General features: G+C 63.3%; 23 protein-coding genes, 2 tRNA genes and 1 pseudogene. 12 read left to right on the forward strand and 14 right to left on the reverse strand.

Features of this window, described 5'->3' with window-relative positions; all coding sequences use genetic code 11:
- Positions 1 to 14: 14 nt before the first annotated feature.
- Positions 15 to 446, reverse strand: coding sequence for a VOC family protein (locus OK351_RS09695; protein ID WP_265158356.1), 432 nt, complete (start codon positions 444 to 446; stop codon positions 15 to 17).
- Between the two features lie 191 nt (positions 447 to 637).
- Between OK351_RS09695 and OK351_RS09700 the strand changes: the two genes are divergently transcribed.
- A tRNA-Ala gene (locus OK351_RS09700) sits at positions 638 to 713 on the forward strand.
- Between the two features lie 86 nt (positions 714 to 799).
- Here OK351_RS09700 and OK351_RS09705 read toward each other — a convergent pair.
- Positions 800 to 1699 (reverse strand): EamA family transporter, encoded by a 900-nt coding sequence (locus OK351_RS09705; RefSeq protein WP_265158357.1) that lies wholly within the window; start codon positions 1697 to 1699, stop codon positions 800 to 802.
- 256 nt (positions 1700 to 1955) lie between these two features.
- On the opposite strand from OK351_RS09705, the gene OK351_RS09710 reads away from it, so the two are divergent.
- Positions 1956 to 2029 (forward strand) — tRNA-Met (locus tag OK351_RS09710).
- Between the two features lie 126 nt (positions 2030 to 2155).
- Positions 2156 to 3052 carry a P1 family peptidase gene (locus tag OK351_RS09715; protein ID WP_265158358.1) on the forward strand — a complete coding sequence of 299 codons (897 nt, stop codon included), beginning with the start codon at positions 2156 to 2158 and terminating at the stop codon, positions 3050 to 3052.
- Positions 3053 to 3091: 39 nt separating this feature from the next.
- On the opposite strand, the gene OK351_RS09720 is transcribed toward OK351_RS09715, so the two are convergent.
- A complete protein-coding gene (locus OK351_RS09720) occupies positions 3092 to 3358 on the reverse strand; it encodes a hypothetical protein (RefSeq protein ID WP_265158359.1) in 267 nt (88 codons plus the stop codon).
- 6 nt (positions 3359 to 3364) lie between these two features.
- Positions 3365 to 4567 carry a S8 family peptidase gene (locus OK351_RS09725; protein ID WP_265158360.1) on the reverse strand — a complete coding sequence of 401 codons (1203 nt, stop codon included), beginning with the start codon at positions 4565 to 4567 and terminating at the stop codon, positions 3365 to 3367.
- A gap of 319 nt (positions 4568 to 4886) precedes the next feature.
- On the opposite strand from OK351_RS09725, the gene OK351_RS09730 reads away from it, so the two are divergent.
- The 4 genes from OK351_RS09730 (at position 4887) to OK351_RS09745 (ending at position 8350) form a co-directional block, all read left to right on the forward strand.
- A complete protein-coding gene (locus OK351_RS09730; protein ID WP_265158361.1) occupies positions 4887 to 5657 on the forward strand; it encodes an SDR family oxidoreductase in 771 nt (256 codons plus the stop codon).
- Positions 5650 to 6681 carry an L-idonate 5-dehydrogenase gene (locus tag OK351_RS09735; protein WP_265158362.1) on the forward strand — a complete coding sequence of 344 codons (1032 nt, stop codon included), beginning with the start codon at positions 5650 to 5652 and terminating at the stop codon, positions 6679 to 6681. The genes OK351_RS09730 and OK351_RS09735 overlap by 8 nt, the downstream gene beginning before the upstream one ends.
- Before the next feature lie 242 nt (positions 6682 to 6923).
- Entirely contained in the window at positions 6924 to 7907 is a 984-nt protein-coding gene (locus OK351_RS09740) for an epimerase (RefSeq protein ID WP_265158363.1), read from the forward strand.
- A complete protein-coding gene (locus tag OK351_RS09745; protein ID WP_265158364.1) occupies positions 7904 to 8350 on the forward strand; it encodes an SRPBCC family protein in 447 nt (148 codons plus the stop codon). Before OK351_RS09740 ends, OK351_RS09745 begins: the two co-directional genes overlap by 4 nt.
- 92 nt (positions 8351 to 8442) lie before the next feature.
- Here the strand turns inward: OK351_RS09745 and nrdF are convergent, their stop codons facing one another.
- On the reverse strand, positions 8443 to 9306 hold the full coding sequence (nrdF, locus tag OK351_RS09750) for a class 1b ribonucleoside-diphosphate reductase subunit beta (protein ID WP_371931410.1): 864 nt from the start codon (positions 9304 to 9306) through the stop codon (positions 8443 to 8445).
- Between the two features lie 149 nt (positions 9307 to 9455).
- Positions 9456 to 9932 carry a class Ib ribonucleoside-diphosphate reductase assembly flavoprotein NrdI gene (gene nrdI, locus OK351_RS09755; protein WP_265158365.1) on the reverse strand — a complete coding sequence of 159 codons (477 nt, stop codon included), beginning with the start codon at positions 9930 to 9932 and terminating at the stop codon, positions 9456 to 9458.
- A gap of 260 nt (positions 9933 to 10192) precedes the next feature.
- Here nrdI and OK351_RS09760 point away from each other — a divergent pair, with 260 nt between their 5' ends.
- From OK351_RS09760 to OK351_RS09775, 4 genes are read left to right on the forward strand one after another with little or no spacing between them, the layout of a single operon-like run.
- Positions 10193 to 11143 (forward strand): metal ABC transporter substrate-binding protein, encoded by a 951-nt coding sequence (locus tag OK351_RS09760; RefSeq protein ID WP_265158366.1) that lies wholly within the window; start codon positions 10193 to 10195, stop codon positions 11141 to 11143.
- Positions 11140 to 11904, forward strand: a complete 765-nt coding sequence (locus OK351_RS09765; protein WP_265158367.1) for a metal ABC transporter ATP-binding protein — start codon at positions 11140 to 11142, stop codon at positions 11902 to 11904. The genes OK351_RS09760 and OK351_RS09765 overlap by 4 nt, the downstream gene beginning before the upstream one ends.
- Complete coding sequence (locus OK351_RS09770) at positions 11901 to 12845, forward strand: metal ABC transporter permease (protein WP_265158368.1); 945 nt, start codon at positions 11901 to 11903, stop codon at positions 12843 to 12845. The genes OK351_RS09765 and OK351_RS09770 overlap by 4 nt, the downstream gene beginning before the upstream one ends.
- Complete coding sequence (locus OK351_RS09775; protein WP_265158369.1) at positions 12842 to 13753, forward strand: metal ABC transporter permease; 912 nt, start codon at positions 12842 to 12844, stop codon at positions 13751 to 13753. The genes OK351_RS09770 and OK351_RS09775 overlap by 4 nt, the downstream gene beginning before the upstream one ends.
- Here the strand turns inward: OK351_RS09775 and OK351_RS09780 are convergent.
- The 8 genes from OK351_RS09780 to OK351_RS09815 form a co-directional block, all read right to left on the reverse strand.
- Positions 13750 to 14175, reverse strand: coding sequence for a cupin domain-containing protein (locus tag OK351_RS09780; protein WP_265158370.1), 426 nt, complete (start codon positions 14173 to 14175; stop codon positions 13750 to 13752). The genes OK351_RS09775 and OK351_RS09780 overlap by 4 nt on opposite strands.
- A 23-nt stretch (positions 14176 to 14198) precedes the next feature.
- Positions 14199 to 15014, reverse strand: a complete 816-nt coding sequence (locus OK351_RS09785; RefSeq protein ID WP_265158371.1) for an IclR family transcriptional regulator — start codon at positions 15012 to 15014, stop codon at positions 14199 to 14201.
- Between the two features lie 78 nt (positions 15015 to 15092).
- Entirely contained in the window at positions 15093 to 16367 is a 1275-nt protein-coding gene (locus OK351_RS09790; protein WP_265158387.1) for an MFS transporter, read from the reverse strand.
- Between the two features lie 294 nt (positions 16368 to 16661).
- A complete protein-coding gene (locus OK351_RS09795; protein WP_265158372.1) occupies positions 16662 to 17915 on the reverse strand; it encodes a M24 family metallopeptidase in 1254 nt (417 codons plus the stop codon).
- 250 nt (positions 17916 to 18165) lie between these two features.
- Entirely contained in the window at positions 18166 to 19908 is a 1743-nt protein-coding gene (locus OK351_RS09800) for a BCCT family transporter (protein WP_306349479.1), read from the reverse strand.
- Between the two features lies 1 nt (position 19909).
- Entirely contained in the window at positions 19910 to 20704 is a 795-nt protein-coding gene (locus OK351_RS09805) for a creatininase (RefSeq protein ID WP_265158373.1), read from the reverse strand.
- A 330-nt stretch (positions 20705 to 21034) separates the two neighbouring features.
- Positions 21035 to 21505, reverse strand: coding sequence for a nucleoside deaminase (locus tag OK351_RS09810; RefSeq protein WP_265158374.1), 471 nt, complete (start codon positions 21503 to 21505; stop codon positions 21035 to 21037).
- Positions 21506 to 21763: 258 nt separating this feature from the next.
- Entirely contained in the window at positions 21764 to 22420 is a 657-nt protein-coding gene (locus OK351_RS09815; protein WP_265158375.1) for a GntR family transcriptional regulator, read from the reverse strand.
- A 154-nt stretch (positions 22421 to 22574) separates the two neighbouring features.
- Here OK351_RS09815 and OK351_RS09820 point away from each other — a divergent pair.
- Positions 22575 to 22747, forward strand: a pseudogene (locus OK351_RS09820) (serine hydroxymethyltransferase); the annotation flags it as partial.

Genomic DNA, 22747 nt, shown 5'->3' on the forward strand with positions numbered 1-22747 from the left:
GGCACTCCCGCTATCTAGGACATTTCCGCGTCGCCGATGTCGAACATCCAGCTCACGCCGAACTTGTCGGTGAGCTGACCGAAATAATCGCCCCACGGTGCCTTGTCCAGCGGGACATCGATCCGGGCGCCCGTGCTGAGCTTCTCCCACCAACCTCGCAGGGTATCCACATCGGCCTGCCCGCCGGAGCCATCCCCGCTCAGCGCGATGGTGCCGTTGCCGGTGACATTCATTTCCGGTGGGGCATCTGCACCCATCAGGTGCAGACCGCGATCCAGATACAAGGACGAGTGCATGATCAGGCCGGCAGTGGCAGGATTTCCGTCGTTCATGCCTTCCTGATAGGTCATCATCGACAGTTCACCGCCGAACACCGAGTGATAGAACTCCATTGCTTCGCGGGCGACGCCGCCAAACTGCAGGTAGGGGGTCATTGCTGTGGTCATTGGTCAAACCTTTCGCACGACGGGGCGGACCGATTGGCCCACGGGGCATATTCTTCCACCCGGTACCCACGAATGGAAGGGATGATGTGATGAGGCTCTCTGTGGGCCGATTTGGATATTCCCGAAGCTCTCCGGTAGAGTTTTATCTCGGTTCGAAGGGAAGAAATTCCCCGGTGACCACACCTTCATCTGGGGGTATGGCGCAGTTGGTAGCGCGTCTGCATGGCATGCAGAAGGTCAGGGGTTCGAATCCCCTTACCTCCACCATATGAAATGTCCGGAACATCACGATGTTCCGGACATTTGCGCATCCAGGACTATCCGAAGTGGCACACCGGTGCCCGCACTCCGGCCTATCGGCGAAAGTTCCGGGCGGTGCCCCGAGCGCGCAGGGCGCGCAGCGCTTCGACAGCCAGCAGACCCAGGGCCAACGCCAGCAATCCATAGACCAGCAGATCCGCCCCGTCCAGCCGTTCCCCGAGCACCAAGGCAATGAGAACCAGCAACAGGGGCTCGACATAGGAGAGCATGCCGAATAATGGCAGGGGGAGCAGCCGGGACGCGGCCAGGTAGGCTGCCATGGCCAGCGCCCCGCACAAGGCAATCGCTCCGATGCCCGCCACCTGCGCCGGCTCGGCATCAAAGGGCAGCAGGATGACCAAGGCGATGGCCAGTGGGGTCATCACGGCTACTTCCAGGCCGAAACCGGCCGGGTGATCCAGCCCGGCATGCCGACGCAGCATGAAGTACAACGGGTAAACCAGGGCAATGAACACCGTGACCCAGGAGATCGACGCGGTCAGTGCCAATTTGATGGCCACTGCAAGCACAGCGATCGAGATGCTTACCCACTGGATGTGCGAAATGTGCGACTTGAAAACGAAGCGGCCGCCAATCACAAGGGAAATGGGCAGCAGGAGGAACCCCAAGGAGGCATCCAGTGCCTGGCCGTTGGCCGGGGCCCAGACGAACAGCCAGAGCTGGGTACCGACCATCAAGGCGAGTAGGACGGTGAGCCATGGACGGGATCTCTTGGCACGCAGGAACTTCCAGTACTCCCGAAGGGTGCGACGGCCTCCGGCGATCACGACAACCGTGGCGTAGCAGGCGAGGGTCACCAGTACCCGCCACGCGAAGATGTACTCGGCCGAGGCGGTCACCAGGCCCGAGAGCAGGAAAATGATGCCGAAGAATGCCGAAGCGCCCAATGAGGCGCTGACGCCACGTATGGTGCCGGTGTGGGCGCTGGACAACAAGACCTCCAAGGGGAATGGGTGCGCGTCGAATGGGCCAGAAGGCCAACGCGGGAACTGCTCGCAGACCCAGCATTGCCCAATAGTGCAGTGTAGACAACTCTCCGCCTCCCGTGGTCCCGATTGTTGCGCTGACCTCCGCCGATCTATGGGATGCCGCTGGTACGGATAAGAACGCTCACTTCGAGCCGTGATGGAGCTCACCAGTGCTCGATTAGGTAAGACCTTAACAAGTCGGCAATACTAGAAGTACCGACGCGGGGTGGAGCAGTTCGGTAGCTCGCCGGGCTCATAACCCGGAGGTCAGAGGTTCAAATCCTCTCCCCGCCACAAGAAAAAGTGGAGATCCGAAAGGGTCTCCACTTTTGTCTTTAAACCGAGTCGCTGCTCCGTGGGTGGACAACCCCGGCAGATGGGGCAAGGATGGGTTCGGAAATCGGCAATCGAGGTGGCGGTATGGACCCAACAACACAGTGGCACCCGGTTGGTGTGCCCGGAGTGAAGATCGGCCATTGGAGTGAGTACAGCGCGTTGACCGGTTGCACGGTCATCGAATTCCCCGAGGGGACGATCGCCTCCTGCGAGGTGAGGGGCGGGGCCCCTGCCAGCCGTGAGCTTGATGTCCTGGACCCGGGTAAGACAGTCACCCAGGTGGAAGCGGCATTGCTGACCGGTGGTTCGGCCTTCGGGCTGGCCGCCGCCGACGGGGTCATGAAATATCTGGAGGAACAGGGCAGGGGAGTGGTCACACCGGCCGGCAAGGTTCCCATCGTGCCCGCGCTGGGTTTATTCGACCTGGGTCTGGGGGATCCGGCTGTTCGACCTGATCGGGACAGCGGCTACCAGGCCGCACTGAACGCCCGCGCCGGTGAAGTGGTCACCGGATTGATCGGGGCCGGAACCGGGGCTTGCGCCAGCCAATGGCGTGGTCCACAGGAGCGGCATCGTGCGGGGCTGGTCTATGCCGAACATAGGGTGGGGGATGTGGTGGTCGGAGCCTTGTGTGCGGTGAACGCCTTTGGCGACGTGATCAATGGCCGAGAACCCGTGGGCTTCGCGTCGGCGGCAGTCTTCGACGCGGCGTTCATCCAGGTGCCGCCGCGCAGCCACACCACCATTGGCGTGGTGTTCACCAACGCACTGCTGGACAAGGTGGGATGCCGGATCGTTGCCGAGGGCGCCCACGACGGATTGGCCCGGGCCGTGCATCCACCACACACCCGCTTTGACGGGGATGCGTTCATTGCCGCCGCCACCGGAGTGGTACCGGCTCCTGTGGACACCGTGCGGATGCTGGCCACGGCCGCCGTCACCGATGCCATCCGCTCCGCGGTACGCCAGCACGGCAGGTAGGGCCCCGCGGGTTCCCGGGACCCTTACTGCCGCGGACGGCTATTGGATCTCGGAATCCGGGGGCGGCACTCCCATGGAGCGTTGCGGGCTCACCGATTCCACATGGTCCACCTCGCGCAGCGATGCCATGCTGTCCGGTGCGGCACGTCCGGTCACCTGCCCGAGGGTCTTGAGCACATTGTCGATCACCAGGCCCGCAGCCTGCAGCTTCTGCGCCACATCGTCGATCTGCTCGAGGTCCTTGGACCGGATGGTCACGATGACCGTCTCGGAATAGGTTTCACCCTCGTTCTTGTCCTGGGTCATGGCCTCCTACGATTCTGCCGGCAAGGGCGACAGGGTCAGGCCGGCTCCCACATCCACTGAAAGTTGTTCCAGACGTTGAGCCTCCTGGACCAGCTCCGCCCACAGCTCCCTGCCACGGTATCCGGTGGCTTCGCTGAGCAGTGCGGCGACACCGGCCACATGCGGGGTCGCCATGGAGGTACCGCTAATGGTGTGGTACCGCTGGCTTCCTGGCCAGGAGGAATATACCCGGACACCCGGGCCGGAAATATCGACCTGGCCACCACGGCCGGGCAGGGTACGGGCCGAGAACTCCGCGACCTGCAGCTGTTCGTCCAGTGCTGCCACCGACATGATGTAGGGGCTGTTCGCCGGGGCTCCCACGAATCCGGGGTTGCCCTGGGAGCGTCGGGCGTTGTTCCCAGCGGCCGCGATGATCAGGGTTCCCAGTTCCAGGGCCCGACGGCCGGCTGCCACATAGGGCGGGTGCACTTCCTTGACATCGGCGCCCAGGGACATCGAGATGATCTGGCAGTCGTTTTCCAGGGCCCAATCGATCCCGGCCAGGATCCCGGCGTCGGTACCGGAACCGGCATTGCTGAGCACCTTGCCCGAATAGATACTGGCCCCCGGGGCCACGCCGTAACCGCGCTGCCCGTCGACTCCTCGCGGGCCGCAGGCTGAACCGATGCAGTGGGTCCCGTGACCGTGGCCGTCATTCGCGTCTTCGCCAGCGATGAAGGACTTGGTCGTCACATCCCTGCCGGTGAAGTCCGGGTGGGCTGCGTCGAACCCGGTGTCCAGCACCGCAACCCGGATCCCGGCCCCGGTGTATCCCGATTCAACCGCCTGGACCGCCTGCAACCCCCAGGTCAGGTTATCGCTGTCGCTGAACGGTGGCTCACTGGGCACTGCCTCGGTGGAATCCCCGGCCTGGATCCGGTAGACCCGCTCGGGGACGACGTTCAACGGCATCCGCCTCGAGGCGCACCGTTCCTTGAACTCCGCGACCTGTGCGGATTCGGAGTCCACGATGGCAATGCCCAGCCGTGGGAAATACAGCTGGGTGGAGTAGCCTTCTTCTTCCAACATCCGAGGGGCTTCGTCCTGGAGCACCCCCATGCTCCGCAACGGGCCGGCCGGGGTGGTCTGGTCGAAGACGACCACATACCGTCCGGGGATCGGTTCGGACGTCGTGCTCATGGACAGCGGTTCGTCGGGATTGAACATGGCAAGCTCCTTCGCTCAGGTGCGTTGCCGTCCGGGGTGGCCATGACGACAACTGGTGTCGGCGGACTGGGTAGCGAGTACCTAGCACTTTACTCGGAGGTTCCGGTACTGGATAGGGCTACGGGGATGGATCAGGGATGGATCTCGTTTCCGGGAAAATGTCAGCCTACCCAACCGAACCCAGAATAAGTCAGATTTTATCTTCCATTTGCACTCTTATATCTGATATAAATGGATTTGCGACGGGGCACAACTGGTTCCATGGACCAATGGGCGTTTGTCCCGCTTTCCACCGCCGAACGACAGGGGACTTGGGACCATGAGCCAGTTATTTGATCTCACCGGGCGCCGCGCACTGGTGACCGGGTCTTCTCGGGGTATTGGCCGGGAGCTGGCCGCCGCGCTCGCCGATGCCGGGGCCACCGTGATCCTGCACGGTCGTGACGCCCAGCGCTTGGCTGCCACCGTCGAGGAGTTCACCGCACGCTACGGTCACGAGCGGATCCACAGTGCCTGCTTCGATGTCACCGACGAAAGTGCGGTCGCCGAGGCGGTATCCCGCATCGAGACGGAAATCGGGCCGATCAGGATCCTGGTCAACAACGCCGGCATCCAGCACCGGGTACCGTTACTGGACCTCGAAGCCGCGGACTGGCAGCGCGTCATCGACACCAACCTCACCAGCGCCTTCCTGGTAGGGCGCGAAGTCGCCCGGGGCATGGTTGAACGCGGTACCGGCAAAATCATCAACATCTGCTCGGTGCAAACCGACCTGGCCCGACCCACCATCTCGGCCTACACCGCGGCCAAGGGTGGCCTGCGCAACCTGACCCGGGCCATGACCGCAGAATGGGCCGCCTCGGGTTTGCAGATCAACGGCATCGCCCCGGGGTACATCCACACGGAGATGACCCAGAACCTGGTCGACGACCAGCAATTCAATTCCTGGATCCTGGGTCGCACCCCGGCAGCCCGCTGGGGGACCGTGGCGGATCTGGCCGGACCTGCTGTCTGGTTGGCCTCCGACGGGTCGGACTACGTTAACGGGCAGACCATCTTCATCGACGGAGGGATGAGCGTTGTTGTCTAGAACCAGCACCGCCGTGGTGGCCCACGCCGCCCAGGACCTACGGGTCGAAACCATTGAACTTCCCGCACCGGCCGCGGACGAGGCCAGGGTGGCCATCGCCTATGGCGGGATCTGCGGTTCGGACCTGCATTATTGGCAGCATGGGGCCGCGGGGGAGTCGATCCTCAAGGCCCCGATGGTCCTGGGACACGAAATCGTGGGTACCGTGCTGCAATCCGCCGCCGATGGCAGCGGCCCGGCAGCCGGTACCTCGGTGGCGGTTCATCCTGCTACGCCAGGGGACACCGGTGAACCCTACCCGGTCGATCGCCCCAACCTTTCCCCGGGCTGTACCTATCTGGGGTCGGCAGCCCGCTTCCCGCACACCGAGGGTGCCTTCGCCAGCGAGGTGAATCTGCCTTCCCGCATGCTCCGGGTCCTGCCCGAGGGCTTGTCGCTGCGTGATGCCGCACTGGCCGAGCCGGCCGCCGTCGCCTGGCACGCGGTGAACCGGGCGGGACAGGTTGCCGGCAAACGTGTCATGGTGATCGGCTCGGGTCCGATCGGCGCGCTGAGTGTCGCCGTGCTCAAACGGGCCGGTGCCGCTGAGATCATCGCCGTGGACATGTTCGACCGTCCCCTGGAAATCGCCAGCGCGCTGGGTGCCACCCGGACGCTGCGTGCCAACGACGTCGAGTCCATTTCACAGGTCGCCGCCGACGTGGTCATCGAGGCCAGCGGCAACCACCGGGGCCTGGCTTCCGCCGTGCGCGCAGCGGTGCGTGGAGGTCGGGTAGTCATGGTCGGTCTTCTTCCCTCGGGCGAACAGCCGGCGCTGATCTCGCTGGCCATCACCCGTGAACTGGAACTGGTCGGTTCCTTCCGCTTCAACGATGAAATCGACCAGGTGCTCGAGGCACTGGCCGATGGATCATTGGAGGTCGCTGCGGCGGTCACCCATGAATATCCGGTCTCCGAGGCCCTGCAGGCCTTCGAAACCGCCAAGAACTCGGCCGAATCCGGCAAGGTGCTACTCAGCTTCTAGTGCCCGGTTTCGGCTACCCGACCCGGCCGTGTTCGCGAACAACCCCCAATGCTTCGTGGACACGGCCGCTTTTTTATCCCGATTCCCCTGTCACTGACCTTGTCCAGAGATGGAATCCGAGGGTACCAACCGCCGGCAGCTGCGGCGCGTTGCCCGATCGGTTGGCCAGGCCCCGGCCCTGAGGCTAGCCTTGGCACAGGGCCCCGGACCAGGGGGCCACCGAGGAAACCGGCAGGTCAAGGATGGGAACTGAAAACAAGCGGGCAGTGCTTGCCGGGGCCTCGGGGTTCATTGGGCAGGCGCTTCGTAGCGACCTTGAGCGACGTGGATACCGGGTACGGATCATCGGACGCGAGGCGGAAGCCAGCTGGCAGGATCCGGCAGCGATCCGGCAGGTGGTTGACGGGGCGGACCTGCTGGTGAACCTGGCAGGCAAGAATGTGGGTTGCCGTTACCATGAGACCGCCCGCGAAGAGATCCTGCGCTCCCGGGTTCAGACCACCCGGGCACTGCATCAGGCGGTCTCCGGGGCGGTGCATCCACCCCGGCTGTGGCTGAATTCCTCTACCGCCACGATCTACCGGCACGCCACCGACCACGCCCAGGACGAGTCCACCGGCGAGATCGGTCACGGGTTCTCGGTGGATGTGGCCCGCAATTGGGAGCGCGAGTTCTTCCGGGGCGAATTGCCCGGAACACGTAGGGTGGCGCTACGCATGGCGATCGTCCTGGGTGATGGGCCGGCCACCAACAAGCTGCTCGCCCTGGCCCGGTATGGTCTGGGCGGAGCGCAATTCGATGGATGGTGGCCTGCGCATCGAAGATACCGGGGGATCGGGCCTGATCCGAGCGGGCCGGAAAGATCAAGCTGGTACCGTACCCGGGGTGGGCAACGCTTCAGCTGGGTGCATCTGGATGATGTGCTCGGGGCGATCCGTTTCATTGACCAGCACCCGGACATCTCGGGACCGGTCAATATCTGCGCTCCCCAGCCGGTGGCCAATCGTGAACTCATGGCACAACTGAGACAGGCCGTGGGCCGGTCCTTTGGCCTGCCCGCCTACCGGTGGATGCTCGAACCGGCCATGTTCCTGCTCCGGGTGGAACCCGAGATGCTACTCAAAAGCCGGTGGGTGGTCCCCGGGATCCTGCAACACGCCGGCTACCGCTTCCGTTACCCTGAGCTGGCCGGTGCCCTTGACAATGTGGCGAGGACGGGCAGATGATCCGTTTCGAACTTGAAAGCCTCGTGGAGGCCTCTACGGAGCAGGTGTTCGACCTGTCCTTGAGCGTGGATCTGCACCTGCGTTCCATGGCGGGGGCGCGCGAGGTGGTGCTCCGGGGACGGACCACGGGCCTGTTCGAGGATGGCGAGCAAGTAACCTGGCGGGCTTGGCACTTCGGCATCCCCTGGCGGATGACCAGCGCCATCAGCCAGCTGGATCGGCCCACCCGTTTCATTGACCAGCAGGTTTCCGGGCCGTTCCGCTCCTTCCACCATGAGCATCTCTTTGAGGTGCACGGCCGGCGCACCCTGATGCGCGATATCGTTTCCTTTACGGCGCCCTACGGGCCCTTGGGCCGCCTGGCTGAGAAGTTATTCCTCGAACGCTACATGCGGCAGCTGATTACCCGGCGCAATCGGGTCATCATCGCCCAGCTGGCATAGCAGGATGCGTGGACCGATTCAACGCCATGGCGAGAACTATCGATCCACGCCCTGCCCCCAGGGTGCCCGTCACCAGTGGGCGCTGCCGGTGACTAGAACGCCCAGTCCTCGTCGTTGGTCTCCTCGGAACCCGGTGACAGGGCCGCTAGGATCGCCGGATTCACCTCGACCTGGGCCGAATCGAAAGGCGCCGGATAACCCAGGTTCATCATCGCCTTGTTGGCGTTGTACCGGACGAACCCGGCAACATCGTCCATTAGCCCCAGTGGCTCGTAGAGCTCGGCGGAGTACTCCAGTTCCAGCTCGTAGAGTTCCCGCAGCAGCCGGTCGGTGAACGTCGCCATCTGCTGTTGCCGTTCCGGGCCCTGTTGCTGGAGGCTGCGCTGGTATTTGTAGCCCGAGTAGTAACCATGGATGGCCTTGTCCCGCAGGATCAGACGGATCATGTCCGCGGTATTGGTCAAGGTGGCATGCACCGAATAGTGCAGGGGAAGGTAGAAGCCCGCGTACAGCAGCAACGAGGAGAGCAAGGTCGAGGCGACCTTGCGCTTGAGCGGATCGCCGCCGTAGTAGTACCCCAGCACGATCTTGCAGCGTTGCTGCAGCAGGTCGTTGTCCACGGTCCACTGGTAGGCGGCATCGATCTGCGGCGTCGAGGACAGGGTGGAAAAGACGCTGGAATACGAACGCGCATGCACCGATTGCATGAAGGCGATATTGGTGTAGACCGCCTGTTCATGATCTGTCAGGCCGTCCTGGATCTGGCAGATTTCCCCCACTGTCGCCTGCACAGTGTCAAGCATCGTCAGCCCGGTGAAAACCCTCATGGTCTGTTCCCGTTGCACGTCGCTGAGGGTTTTCCAAGCCGGCAGGTCATTGGATAATGGCACCTTCTCGGGCAACCAGAAATTGGCGGTGAGCCGGTGCCAGACCTCGAGGTCCTTCTCATCGGCCAACCGGTTCTAGTTGATGGGGCGCAATCTGGCCAAGGGATCGTGCCGATACTGCGGAGGAGTGACCGAGCGGCTTGCCAGGGCAATGCGTGGGGTGATTGTCATGGTTTCCTTTTCGTTCTGCTGACTGTTGGCGGAAAACGGTGCCGTACTCATGGTCCGGGGGACATTTCGGCCCAAAATAGTTCCAGTCCCTGCCCAACACGCTGGATATCGCGCGCGGTGCCCAGCAATTCGAAGCGGTAGAGCTCCGGTATCCGGCATTTGGCGGCGATGACCGGGCCGGCCAGGCAGTAGTGTTCACCGAAGTTGGTGTTGCCGGCGGTGATGACTCCGCGAATCAGGGAGCGATTGACCGGGTCGTTCAGGAAGCGGATCACCTGTTTGGGTACGGCCCCGTGCCGTGCTCCGCCCCCATAGGTCGGTACCACCAGGACGTATGGCCGGGATGCCTGGATCATGGGTTGCTGGCGTGGTCGCAATGGGATGCGTTCGGCGGGCAACCCCAACCTGTCGACAAATCGTTTGGTGTTCTCCGAGGTGCTGGAGAAATCGACCAGCGGGCTGGCGGTAACCAGTACCGGCGCGTGGGGACTTGCCGGTGCACCGGGTAGCTGCGGCACTTGCATCTTTGACCTTTCACTGTGGCGTCGCCCGTGTCCGACCGATGCCGAAACTCCAGTTCCCGGGAGACAGAAGCCATTCATATCACCCACCAAAGAATAAGTCCATGTATGGCCAAACTTGAAAGTTTGATGGGTCAAACATAGTCTATGGTTGCCGTAGGGAACCATGCCGGGCAGCGTCGCAGCCGTCCGGCCGGTAACCGCTCCCCAGCGGGGCGGTTGCCCGGATCCGGGGAACTCGAACTAATACAGGAGCACAAACCATGTACCAGAAAATCGGTAGGAAACTGGTGGGGATGGCCGCCGTCCTCGGCCTGCTGGCGGTGACCGGATGCACCGCTGACGCAGCCAACCCCGAAGCGGGACAACCCGTGGCCGTCTACGCAACCACCGGGTACCTGGCCGACGCCGTTGCGAATATCGCCCCGGAGGCGCAAGTGACCACCATGGTCGGCCCCGGCGGTGACCCGCATACCTACCAGCCCTCGACCCGGGACATCGAGAAAATGCGCGATGCCGACGTCGTGTTGTGGAACGGGCTATATCTCGAGGCCCAGATGATCGACCAGCTGCAGAGCCTCGGTGAACGCCAATTGGCTGTCGGGGAACTGGTGCCAGAACACCTGCTGTTGTCGTGGCCCGAAACCGATCACGAAGGCAATGCCTTGCATGATCCGCATATCTGGAACAGCCCCGAGGCGTGGAAACTGGTGGTGCAACACGTCGCCGACAAGCTCGGCCAGGCCAACCCCGCCGCCGCGCAGCAATACCAGGAGAATTCGGCTCAGTACCTGGAAAGGATCGAGCAGGCGGCACAGAACGCCGCGGATCTGCTGTCTGATGTGCCTCAGCCGCGCATCCTGGTCACCGGACACGATGCGTTCAACTATTTCGGGCAGACCTTCGGTTTCGAGGTGCATGCCACGGACTTCGTATCGACCGAAGCCGCCTTGAGCCCCGTGCAGTTATCGGAACTCGCCGACCTGATCGTGCAAAACCGGGTCCCGGTCATCTTCCAGGACAACCAGGCCAACCCGCAGGCCGTCACCAGCCTGCGAGAAGCCGTGGATGCGCGTGGTTGGGACGTCCGGGTATCCACCGAGGAACTGTACGCGGATTCATTGGGCGCGGAACCCGGCGTGGACACCTACCTGGGGGTCTTCGAACACAATGCGCAGGTTGTGGCCGAGTCCTTCGAGGTGGGACAACAGTGAACGGGACGGAACCCCGGCAACAGATCGCGTGCCGGGCCAGAAACCTCTCTGTGGCCTACGGCGGCGACCCGGTACTGCGAGCCGTGGATCTCGAGGTTCCCGCCGGAGTGGTCATGGGGATCGTGGGACCCAACGGCGCGGGGAAGTCGACCTTGATCAAGGCCATGCTCGGCCTGGTCACCCCGTTGACCGGACACAGCGAGTTCTTCGGGCTGCCGTTCGCCAAGGCGCGCAAACGTGTGGGATATATGCCGCAATCCACGACGGTGGACTGGGATTTCCCGACCACTGTCCTGGACGTGGTGACCATGGGGACCTATGCCAGTCTGGGCTGGTTGCGGCGACCGGGTGCCGGACAGCGGGACCAAGCGGTGCAAGCGCTGGAGCAGGTGGGTATGGCGCAGCTGGCAGCCCGGCAGATCGGCGAGTTATCCGGAGGGCAACGCCAGCGGGTTTTCCTGGCCAGGGCGCTGGTCCAGGCCCCTGAGCTGTATTTCATGGACGAGCCGTTCCAGGGAATCGATGCCAAAAGCCAGCAGGCCATCGTGCAGGTCCTGCATCGGCTGCGCCAGACCGGGAGGACCGTGGTGATCGTGCATCATGACCTGGCCACGGTAGCGGATTATTGCGACCAGGTGACCCTGCTGAACCGCAGCGTGGTGGCCAGCGGGCCGGTTGCCCGGGTGTTTACCCGGCCGAATATCCGCACCGCCTACGAGGTGGCCTCAAGCGAGATGGAATTCCTGGAGTTCGCGCCATGAGCCCGTTGGAGTTCCTGGCCGATCACACCTACCGGACCGTCTTCATCGGCGTGAGCATCATCGGACTGGTTTCCGGTGCGCTCGGTTCCTTCGCCTACCTGCGCAAGCAGTCGTTGATCAGCGACGTGATCTCACACGCGGCCCTGCCCGGAACCTTGTTGGCCTTCCTGGCCGCAGCGACAGTGTGGCAGGGTGATGGGCGAAATATGCTTGGCCTGATCATCGGCGCGGTACTCATCGGCACCCTGGCCGTCGGCTATGCCAACCAGATCAGCAGGGGATCAAAGATCCGGATCGACACGGCCATGGCCATCGCCCTGACCGTCTTCTTCGGCGCCGGGATGCTGCTGATGCGCATCATCGCCAACGGCCCGTTTCCGGGCAAGGGCGGAATCCAGGACTACCTGTTCGGCAACGCGTCGGTGATGACCCGCGCCGACGTGGTCACCAGCGCGCTGGTGGGCGGGGCGGCATTGGCAATCATGCTGCTGTTCTTCAAGGAGTTCGTCTTGCGCACCTTCGACGCGCACTATGCCACGGTGCTCGGGTACCGGGCAGCAACTGTTGACACGCTCCTGTTCACCGTCATCGTGATTGCCACGGTGATTGGTGTCAAGGCCGTTGGCCTGGTGCTCATGGTCGCCTTCCTCATCACCCCACCTGCCGCCGCGCGGCAATGGACCCGCTCGATGCCGGCCATGGTCGCACTATCCGCGGTGATCGGTGCCGTGGGTAGTTGCCTGGGTGCCTACCTGTCCATCGCCTTCGTCCCCGTACCGACCGGGCCGCTGATCGTGCTGACGTTGTTTGCGATCTTCGTTCTCTCACTGCTGGCCGCTCCGGGTCGCAGTGTGGTGCTCCGTGCGGTGAAACATGCCAGGGCACGTCGGTTGCTGATGCGTGAACTGGACACGGTCGCGGTGGAAGGCCGGGCCTCATGAACCTCACGCTCGGAACAATGCTGCTGGCGGTGGTCAGTGCCCTGGCTTGCTCGCTGCCCGGGGTTTATGTGGTCCTGCGGCGCAACTCGATGCTGGTGGATGCGATCAGCCATGCGGTGCTGCCGGGAATCGTGGTCGGGTACTTCTTCACCCATAATCTCGACTCGCCGCTGTTGATCCTCGGCGCGGTGCTGTCCGGGCTGGTGGTGGTGCTCGGCAGCGAGTTGCTGGTCCGCACGGGCCTGGTGGCCGGGGACGCGCCGCAGGGTCTGGTTTTCCCGGCGCTTTTCAGCATCGGGGTGATCATGGTGTCGCTGAACTTCGCCAATGTCCATTTGGATACCCATGCCGTGCTGGTCGGGGACCTGAACCTCGCCGCGTTCCGGCAGCTGCAGGTGGCGGGAACGGAAGTCGGGCCGGCCTACCTCTATATGATGCTGGCCATGTTGGCCTTCAACATCGTGTTCCTGGTGCTCTTCCACAACCGGTTGAAACTCAGCACCTTCGATGCCGCCTTCGCCAGCAGTGTGGGCCTGCGCACCGGGTTGCTCAATACCGCATTCATGTTCCTGGTGTCCCTGACCGTGACGGCAACCTTCAATGCGGCCGGTGCCATCCTGGTGATCGCGCTGGTGGTGGTTCCCCCGGCCACCGCGTACCTGTTCAGCCGGAGGCTGGATGTGATGATCGGCGGCACCGTAGCGGTGGCCATTGCCGGTTCCGTCGGCGGTTTCTGGTTGTCCTATGCGCTGGATGCGGCAACCAGCGCGGGGATGGCGGTGTTCTACGGGGTGTTGTTCACCGCCGTATTCCTCGCCACCCGGTTGGCCCGGTCCATCGGCCGGCGGCGGGCGACCCGGAAGCTGGGGGCACAGGTCGAACGGCGAATGCCGGCCACCACGGACTAGGGGATTCGGGAATCGGTGGATGATGCCGCATGATGCTGGCGGGCCAGCCGGTGGGAGCCGAAACCGGACATATCGAAGTCTCCGGGCGGACCCCAGACCGTCAGTACGCGCAGCTCGCCGTCACCGATGTTGTGCAGGTCGTGGTCGACACCGGCCGCGGCCAGCACGCTATCGCCGGGCTCCAGGATGTGCTCCCGGCCTCCGACGCGCATCCGGGCGCGACCGCTGATCACCTGGTAGAACTCCTGCAGCGGCGCCTGGCCCTCGTGCCGGTGGGCACCTTCGAAGCCGCCGGGAGGGAGCACCCAGGTCTGGATGGCCACCGGCATGCCGGTGGCCCCGGCGAAATGGTGGTTCATCCGCATCTCACTGCCTTCGTGCAGCCGGTAGCCGAAGGAGTGGGCATCGCGAGCCTCGAACATGTGTCCCTTGCCTTTTGTTGTGTTTAGCGGTCCGCGGGCTGGTAGCCCAGCCGCACGCTGATCCGTCCGGCGGTACGCACGCAGTGGGCGCTGAGCTGTTCCAGCACCTGCGGGGTGATCCGGTAGAACGGGGCAGCGATCATCACACAGGCGATGATGTCGCCGCGGTGGTCGAACACCGGGGCTGCCACCCCCACCTCATCCGGGCCGACTTCCCCGTAGTTCACCGCATAACCGCGTTCGCGGATCAGCGCCAGGCGTTCCAGGTAGGCGGCGGTGTCCACCGTATCGGGCATCTCGATCCGTCCGGAATCCAGCAGGGAGCGCACCTGGGTTTCGGGTTCGTGGGACAGGAACAACTGCACGGTGGCGCTCAGGCCCGTGCGGTAACGGCTGCCCATGGCCGAGGTGTGCTTGACCGGGTGCGGGGAGGGAATCTGTTCCACCGAGACCGACTCCACCCCGTCCCAGATGTTCAATACCGCGGTTTCCCCGCTGGTCTCGGACAATTCGGTGAGGAACGGGTAGGCGATCTCACGCACATCCAGGTTCGCCAGCAGCGGCCCGGCGATCGCGATCAACCCCATCCCCAAACGGTATTTGCGCGACCGCTCGTCACGTTCGACGATCCGCTCCTGCTCCAGGGTGGCCAGGATCCGCGAGACGCTGGACTTGTGCAGCCCGACCTGTTCGGCGATTTCGGTAACTCCGGCCAGCGGGCTCTCCCCGGTGAAGCACCGCAACACGTCGATCACGTTGACGATCACCGAATTGCCGCGCCCCTCGCCGCCGGATTCGGAACGGCCGCCGTTGCGTGATTGGCTTTCCACTGCAGTCATCTTTACTCCCGGCTTGTCTTGACCATTGGCTCACATCCTATCCGCAGCGGGCCCGGTACGCCTGATTGCGTTGGCTGGTTAGGCCAGTGGCTTGCGGCTGGTCTCCACCGAACAGGCCACCGCGACCAGCGAGATCACGGCCGCGCCCATCAGGTACCACCCCGGGGCCAAGAGGTTGCCGGAGGTGGCGATCAGCAGGGTTGCGACGAACGGTGCAGTTCCCCCGAACAATGCATTGGACAGGTTGAAGGACACTGCGAAGCCCGAGTAGCGGACCCGGGTGGGGAACATTTCGGCCAGGTAGCTGGGCAGTGTCCCGTCATTCAGGGTCAGCATCGCACCCAGCAGGATCTGCACCAGCACGATCACCAGGAAGTTGCCGGTGTCCAGCAGCATGAAGGCCGGGACGGTGAACAGCACGAACAGCACCGAGGCGCTCATCAGCACCCGCTTGCGCCCGAACCTGTCCGAGAGCATCCCGGTGAGGAAGATGAACCCGATGTAGGTAGCCAGCGCCACCGTGGTGGCCAGGTAGGAGCTGCTAGCAGGCAGACCGAGTTCCTCCGACAGGTAGGTCGGCATGTAGGAAAGGATCACGTAGAACCCCACGGCGTTGAGCAGCACCGCACCGGTGGCCAGCAGCAGCTGCCGCCAGTGATTCCGGAACAGGGCGCTGACCGGGGCCGCCTCAGGGGCGGATTCCTCCTGGGCCTGCCGGTAGACCGGGGAGTCCTCCAGTTTGGTGCGGATGTAGCGCCCGATCAGGCCCATGGGGGCAGCCAACAGGAACGGGATGCGCCAGCCCCAGGATTCCATCTGTGCGGGGTCCAGCATCCCGGTGAGCACTGCGGCCATCAGCGAGCCGAGCAGCAGGCCGGTGGCCGTGCTGGCCGGCACCACGGCGGCGTACAGTCCGCGGCGGTTGGCCGGGGCGTATTCGACCAGGAAGGAGGCTGCGCCGGCGTATTCGCCGGCCGCCGAGAAACCCTGGACCAGGCGCAGGGCCAGCAGCAACAGCGGGGCACCGACGCCGATGGCGGCGTAGCCGGGCAGCAGCGCGATGCAGAAGGTGGCACCGGTCATCAGCAGGATCGACCAGGACAAGGCTTCCTTTCGCCCGATCCGGTCACCCAGGTGACCCCAGATGAAACCGCCCACCGGGCGTACCAGGAAGGACAGCGCGAACACGCCGAAGGTCATCAGCAACGCCAGTTGCCGGTCCTCGGTGGGGAAGAACACCGCGGAGATCGTCACGGCCAGATAGCCGTAGGCTGCATAGTCGAACCATTCCACGAAGTTGCCGATGAAGCTGGCGGTCACCACCTTGCGCCGGGTCGCGCTATCGACGGTAATCTTCGTGCGGGCCGTGTCCGGTTGGGTCCGGACAGCCGCCGGCTCGTGGGCTGGGAACTGGTCGTTCTGGGTCACTATCCACCACCAGGAAAAGAAGGGAAGTTGCTTTCATTGCAACACTGTTGCTTAACCGTATGTGTGTCGTGGCTCACGGTCAAGGGGTCGTCGGAAGTTGTTTTCGGCCCGGTACGTCCCTTGGCTGCCGCTGCGGGTTTCCGCCCGGCGGGCACAACGCAGGCGAGGGAGGCAGGGCCACGGCCCTGCCTCCCTCGCCTATCGCGCGGAGGTCTTCGACTATGCGTCGATGATGTTGTTTTCCGGTCCGAAGCCGAACTTGGTGATGTTCTCGGCCCCGTCTTCGCCGACCACGAGGATGTCGTGCTCGCGGTAGCCGCCGGCGCCCGGCTCGCCGTCCATGACGGTGATCATCGGCTCCATCGAAACGACCATGCCCGGCTCCAAGACGGTATCGATGTCCTCGCGCAGCTCCAGGCCGGCCTCCCGGCCGTAGTAGTGCGACAGGACGCCGAAGGAGTGCCCGTAGCCGAAGGTGCGGTTGGGCAACAGGCCGTGGGAAATGTAGATCTCGTTCAGTTCGGCGGCGATGTCCTTGCAGACCGCACCGGGCTTGATCAGTTCCAGGCCGCGCTTGTGGACCTCGACGTTGACATTCCACAGTTCCAGGCTGCGTGCATCCGGCTCGCCGAGGAACAAGGTGCGCTCCAGCGCGGTGTAGTAGCCCGAGGTCATCGGGAAGCAGTTCAGGGACAGGATATCCCCGCGCTGCAGCTTGCGGGTGGTGGCCCAGTTGTGGGCACCGTCGGTATTGATACCGGACTGGAACCAGACCCAGGTGTCGCGGACCTCGCGGTGCGGGAAGGTCCTTGCGATTTCGTGCACCATGGCCTCGGTGCCGATCAGTGCGACCTCGTACTCGGTGATACCTTCGCGGATCGCGGCCTTGATGGCCTCGCCGCCCAGATCGCCGATGCGGGCACCGTGCTTGATGACCTCGATTTCCTCGGCGGACTTGATCATCCGCTGGCGCATGGCATCCTGCGAGACGTCCACCAGGGTGGCTCCCTGGAAGGTGTCGGCGATCTGCTGGCGGGTCAGGCCCGGCAGGAAGTCGTCCTCCACGCCGATGCGGGTGGCCTTCACTCCGTCGCGGCGCAGGGCCTCCTGCAGGCCGAAGAAGAAGTTGTCGCGTTTCCAGTCGGTGTAGACGATGTTGTCGCCGTAGCTGGTGCGCCATGGCATGCCGGCATCGATATTCGCGGTGATGGTGGTGGTGTTGTTCGCGGTGACCACCAGCGCGTAGTTGCGGCCGAAGGTGGTGTACAGGAAGTCGGAATAGTACTTGATGCCGTGGTAGCTGGTCAGGATCGCCGCGTCCAGGTTCTTGGCGGCCATGATCTGGCGCAGGCCCGACAGGCGGCGCTCGAACTCGGCATCGGAGAAGGTCAGCTGCTGCTTGGAGCCGTTGTGCAGGGTCTTCAGGCGCTCCAGCTCGGAGACGTTGGTAGCGGTGTTCGAAGCAGTGGTCATGGTGAACTCCTTGGGAACTATGTAAGTGGATCAAAAAGAAGTAATCGAGGCTGTTGCATTGTTTGCAACCCCGTTGCACTCAGCGTATTTGTGGTTCGCGTCACTGTCAAGCGAAATCTTGATCGGAGATTCTCAGGGGCTGAAAAACGCCGCTCATGCCGACCCGTTGACCACGCGCGGGCATGCAAAACCCCTGGGCCGCCGCGGGGTAGCAGATCCCGACGGCGGCCCAGGGGTGATGGCGCGGAGGCTAGTTCGAAGAGTCCTTCCGTGGTTCACGGTTGGCGATCGCATTGGAACCGTCCGGTTCGGGGACGAATACGAAGGACGGATCGGGGTTGTTGATGTCCTTCTCCAGTTGCTTGATGGCCTTGTCCCGCTTGAGCAGGCGCCTGATCAGGTTCACGATCATCAGGATGATCACGAAGGAGAACGGGAAGGCGCCGATGATGGTTCCGGTCTGGACAGTGTCCACCACCGCGGTGCCGCCCAGGGTCAGCAGCACCGTGGCGACGGTCGCGATGCTCAAGACCAGCACTACCCGGAAGACCGGGCCGGACTTGTTCGGAGCCGAGACGAACTCGCTCAGGGCGTAGATCCCCGAATCCAGCGACGTGACGTAGTAGGTGGCTACTAGGATCGTGGACAACACCAGCAGGATTGTGCCCACCGTCGGGACGTATTCCAGCATGGCGAACAGGCCCGCCGAGGTATCGGCAGCCACCGCATCGCTGATGGCCCGTTCGGCTTGGTCATCATAGTAGATGGCGGCCGAGCCGATGACGCCCACCCAGATCATGACGATCAGGGTCGGGATGATGGTCACGCCGATGACGAACTCACGGATGGTCCGGCCGCGCGAAATGCGGGCGATGAATCCGGCGACGAAGGGCGAGAAGGCGATGACCCAGCACCAGATGAACACCGTCCACCAGCCGTTCCAGCTGTCCTGCCAGCTTTCGAGCGGTGCGGCAGTCAGGCCGGAGTCGGTCCACAGGCTCATGTTCACGAAATTGGCCATGAAGCTGCCGAATGTCTGGGACAGGTTCGAGACAATGTACAGCGTGGGGCCGAAAATGAAGGCCGCGGCCACCAATACGATACTCAGGATCGAGTTCACGCTACTGAGCCGCGCCATGCCCTTGTTGATGCCGACGATGGCGGAGATGCAAGTGATCCCGGCGAAGATCGCGATCACCATCAACCACATCGTGGAATTCGATTCGAGGCCGGTGAAGGAACGGATACCCGAGCTGAACTGCAAGGCCGCGAACCCGAAGGAGGTGGCCAGGCCCAGGACCGTGGCGATGATCGCCAGCAGCTCCACGATCACCCCGGCACCGCGTTGGCTCCAGCGGGGCAGGATATCCACCGTGGCTTCACGGAAGGTCAGCGTCTTGCCCAGGTTATGGTGCGAATAGGCCAGGCAGACGGCAACCGCACAGTACATCGCCCAGGCCGTCAGGCCCCAATGGAAGTAGGTCCACACGATGCCGCCCTCGGACGCGCCGTTGGGGCCGACCGGGATAACCGGGTTCTCATCGCGCAGCATGATCGGTTCGGCGACCGACCAGAAGATCAGGCCGATGCCCTGCCCGCAGGCGAACAGCATCGAGTACCAGGCGAACTTGCTGTGCTGCGGTTTGGCCTTCGGTCCGCCGAGGCGGACTTTGCCCACCCGGCTCGTCGCCAACCAGATGCACACGACCACGGTGAAGACCGAATAGAGGATGAACAGCCACGTGAACTTGCCGGTGACAAAGGTGCGTAATTCCGAGATGACGGCGGAGGCGCCCTCGGGATTGGTCAGCACCCAGATGATCACCGCGATGATCAGCACCGGTGGGATAGTGCGGATCAGTACACGATCCAGTGGAGGGATGAGCCTGCCCATGAACCGTGGCAGTTCCACTTCATTGGTCTTCGGCGATTTGGTCATGGTCTTCGGGGTCGTTGCTTCGGCATCCTGGTGTTGGGTTTCCTTGATGGACACGTTAGTTCACCTCCAGTGACAGATTTGCGACATGCAGTTCATTGCGCAACGAAGAGGCGACCGCGGTAGTGACCGCCTCCATCAGCAGTTGCCCGCTTTCGGCCGAGGCACCCTTGGCGCTGGAGAGGCAACCGCTGGCCGGAGTCCTGGCCGGGTCCTCGGGGAAGATGTCGTATTTGGTGAGCTTGGCCGGTGGGTGGTCGATGACCCGTGACATATCGACCTTTTCCGGGTGCAAGAGCAGCATCAGCGAGGTCTCCAGTACGCCACCGTGTTCGATGTCCCAGCCCAGGAACCCGTCGGGGAAGACTTTTTCCAGGGTGTGCTCGTCAACAAAATCCCAGTAGGACAGCAGGACTGCACGGGGTTCCAGGCCTGTCGCCCGCGAACCTGCGACCGCGTTGTCCAGGCCTTCGTAGATGAACTGGTAGTTCTCGAAGTGCCCGTTGAGCACCACGACGTTCTTGAAGCCCTGGGAGAAGAAGGAGGACACCACGTCTTCCACCAGACCGGTTAACGCCGCGGCGCCCAGGCTGGTGGTTCCGATGCGGTGGTTCCCTCCTCCGGAACGCGGCTGGGACTTGTAACCATAGGAGAAGACCGGGGCGACCAGGGCGCCGATCCTCTCGGCAACGGCTCCGGCGATGGCCCGGGAGAGCATGGCGTCAACCCCCAATGGCATGTGTGGACCGTGCTGTTCGGTGGCACCGGTGGGAATAATGACCGTCGATCCGTCCCTGGCTACGTGGGCGGCGTAGGTTTCGGCGTCGAGGTCTTCGAGGAATACTGCGGACATCGTCATCTCCTTGGAGCTGGCACTGGACTGCTGACTGGAATCATCAACGGAGGCAGTTGAGTAAAAAATCATGAGGTTGCGCAAGGTGCAACACTGTTGCATTGAATCATCCCAGTGGCGGAAGTCACAGTCAAGGATAGTTGGGGGTCCAAATTTCCGTTTTCCCGACGAGATGCCTTCGCGGCGTGCCTGATCGTCCGGAATCCCCGATTTGCCGCATTCTGGGGCTAGTTATGGCATGGCGACGAAAAACCGGGACACGACGTCACCGAGGGGTCTTGGTGGCCGGTGCCCGCGTTGCCTTCCGATCTTGGAATTGTTGTCGGCCGTTCAGGGGTGAGCGCCCTCGGTCTGCTGGGCGATGTCCTCGTTCCACAACTCGGGTCGGTTCAGGATGAATTCGCGCATCATCTGCTCGGCCTGTCCGTCGTCAAGGATGACGACTTCAACACCGCGTTCACGCAGCCACTCCAGTTCACCGGAAAAATTGCGGTGTTCACCGACCACCACGCGAGGAATCTTGAACTGCACGATGGCACCGGCGCATAGTGCGCAGGGAGCCAAGGTGGTGTATAGCGTCATCGAGCGGTAGTCCCTGCGCCGACCTGCGGCACGCAATGCATCGATTTCGGCGTGGGCGGTCGGGTCTGAGTCCTGGAGTCGGCGGTTGTGGCCAGAGGCGATGACACCGGTGGCGTCGGCGAGGCTCGATCCAATGGGGATGCCACCGGCGGCCGCTCCGCTGCGGGCCGCATCGAGTGCCGCTTGGTATCCGAGGTGGTCTTGAGGTGACTCGGTCATAACCCGTCCCTTATAGATGCTTCCTGGCTGCCGGAGCCGGATGCCTGACAGCGCCCGGTCCAATGGTCGAGGGTAGCCCAGGTGGCGTGCATGCCGTCATTAGTGTGTACGTGCGTGTCTTGATAATGACGATGCCCGTGGCCCTTCAGTGGGCATCTGAGGGCAGCCCTGCCTGATGCTACGCGTCAGCATTTGGCGTGCGGACCCGGTAGGTGACCATCCGCCCCGGGGTGGCCCGGCTTGGCAGGGGTGCAACGATTACAGGGCGGCGCGCACCGTCTGCTCGAAACTGACCACGTGGTCCGCGGCCACCTGGGCCGCCTGTTCGCTCTGCCCCTCAAGTATCAGGTCGATCAGCGTGGCGTGCTCGGAGATGTGGCCGTGGATATCCGGCAGCCGGTCCAGGACCAGGCACCAGATCCGGGTGGCCAGGTTGTCCAGGCGCACCAGCGTCTCTTCCAGATGATGGTTCTGCGCGGCCTTGTAGATCAGCCGGTGGACTTCCAGGTCGTATTCCATGAGCTGGCGCCGGTCGCGCAGGGGGTCGAGGGTGCGGATCGCCTGCATCGTCTGGGCGAGATCCCCGCGCAGGGCACCGCCACGGTTTTCCGCGGCGCGTTGCGCCGCCAGCGGTTCGAGTACCTGGCGCATTTCGGAGATGGCAGCCAGCTCGGTGATGTCCACCCCGGTGGCAAAGGTGCCGCGACGCGGATAGGAGACCACCAGATGATCGACCTCCAGGCGTTTGAGCGCCTCGCGGATCGGCGTACGTCCCATATCCAGATCGGCAGCCAGGGCCGCCTCGTTGATCGGATCGCCCGGGCCGATGTCCATCATGATCAGCCGGTCACGCAGGATGCGATAGGAGCGATCCGCCATGGATTCTGTGCTGATGGTTTCGGTGGTGCTTGTCATCGTCTAGGTGCTCCCTTCGTACCCAATTCTGCCCTGAAGCCAACTCGTTCAGAAATATTCCGTCACCCCATTGACTGCCTGTGAGTTAGATCATACGCTAAGACACAGGCATTGATATATCAGTTGTCGGCAATTCGTACACTTAGGAAAGAGAATGATGCTTCAGTCACAAACTCTGGTTGCAGAATCCCTAACCCAGGATCTTGGCTCCCTTGATCCGGAGGTCGCGCAGCGTATTGATGCTGAGTTGGCCCGTCAGCAGCGTGGTCTGGAAATGATCGCGTCGGAGAACCATACGGCGCAGGCGGTGATGCAGGCGCAGGGGTC

Source organism: Glutamicibacter sp. MNS18 (genome assembly GCF_026107515.2).
In the GTDB taxonomy this organism is placed as follows: domain Bacteria; phylum Actinomycetota; class Actinomycetes; order Actinomycetales; family Micrococcaceae; genus Glutamicibacter.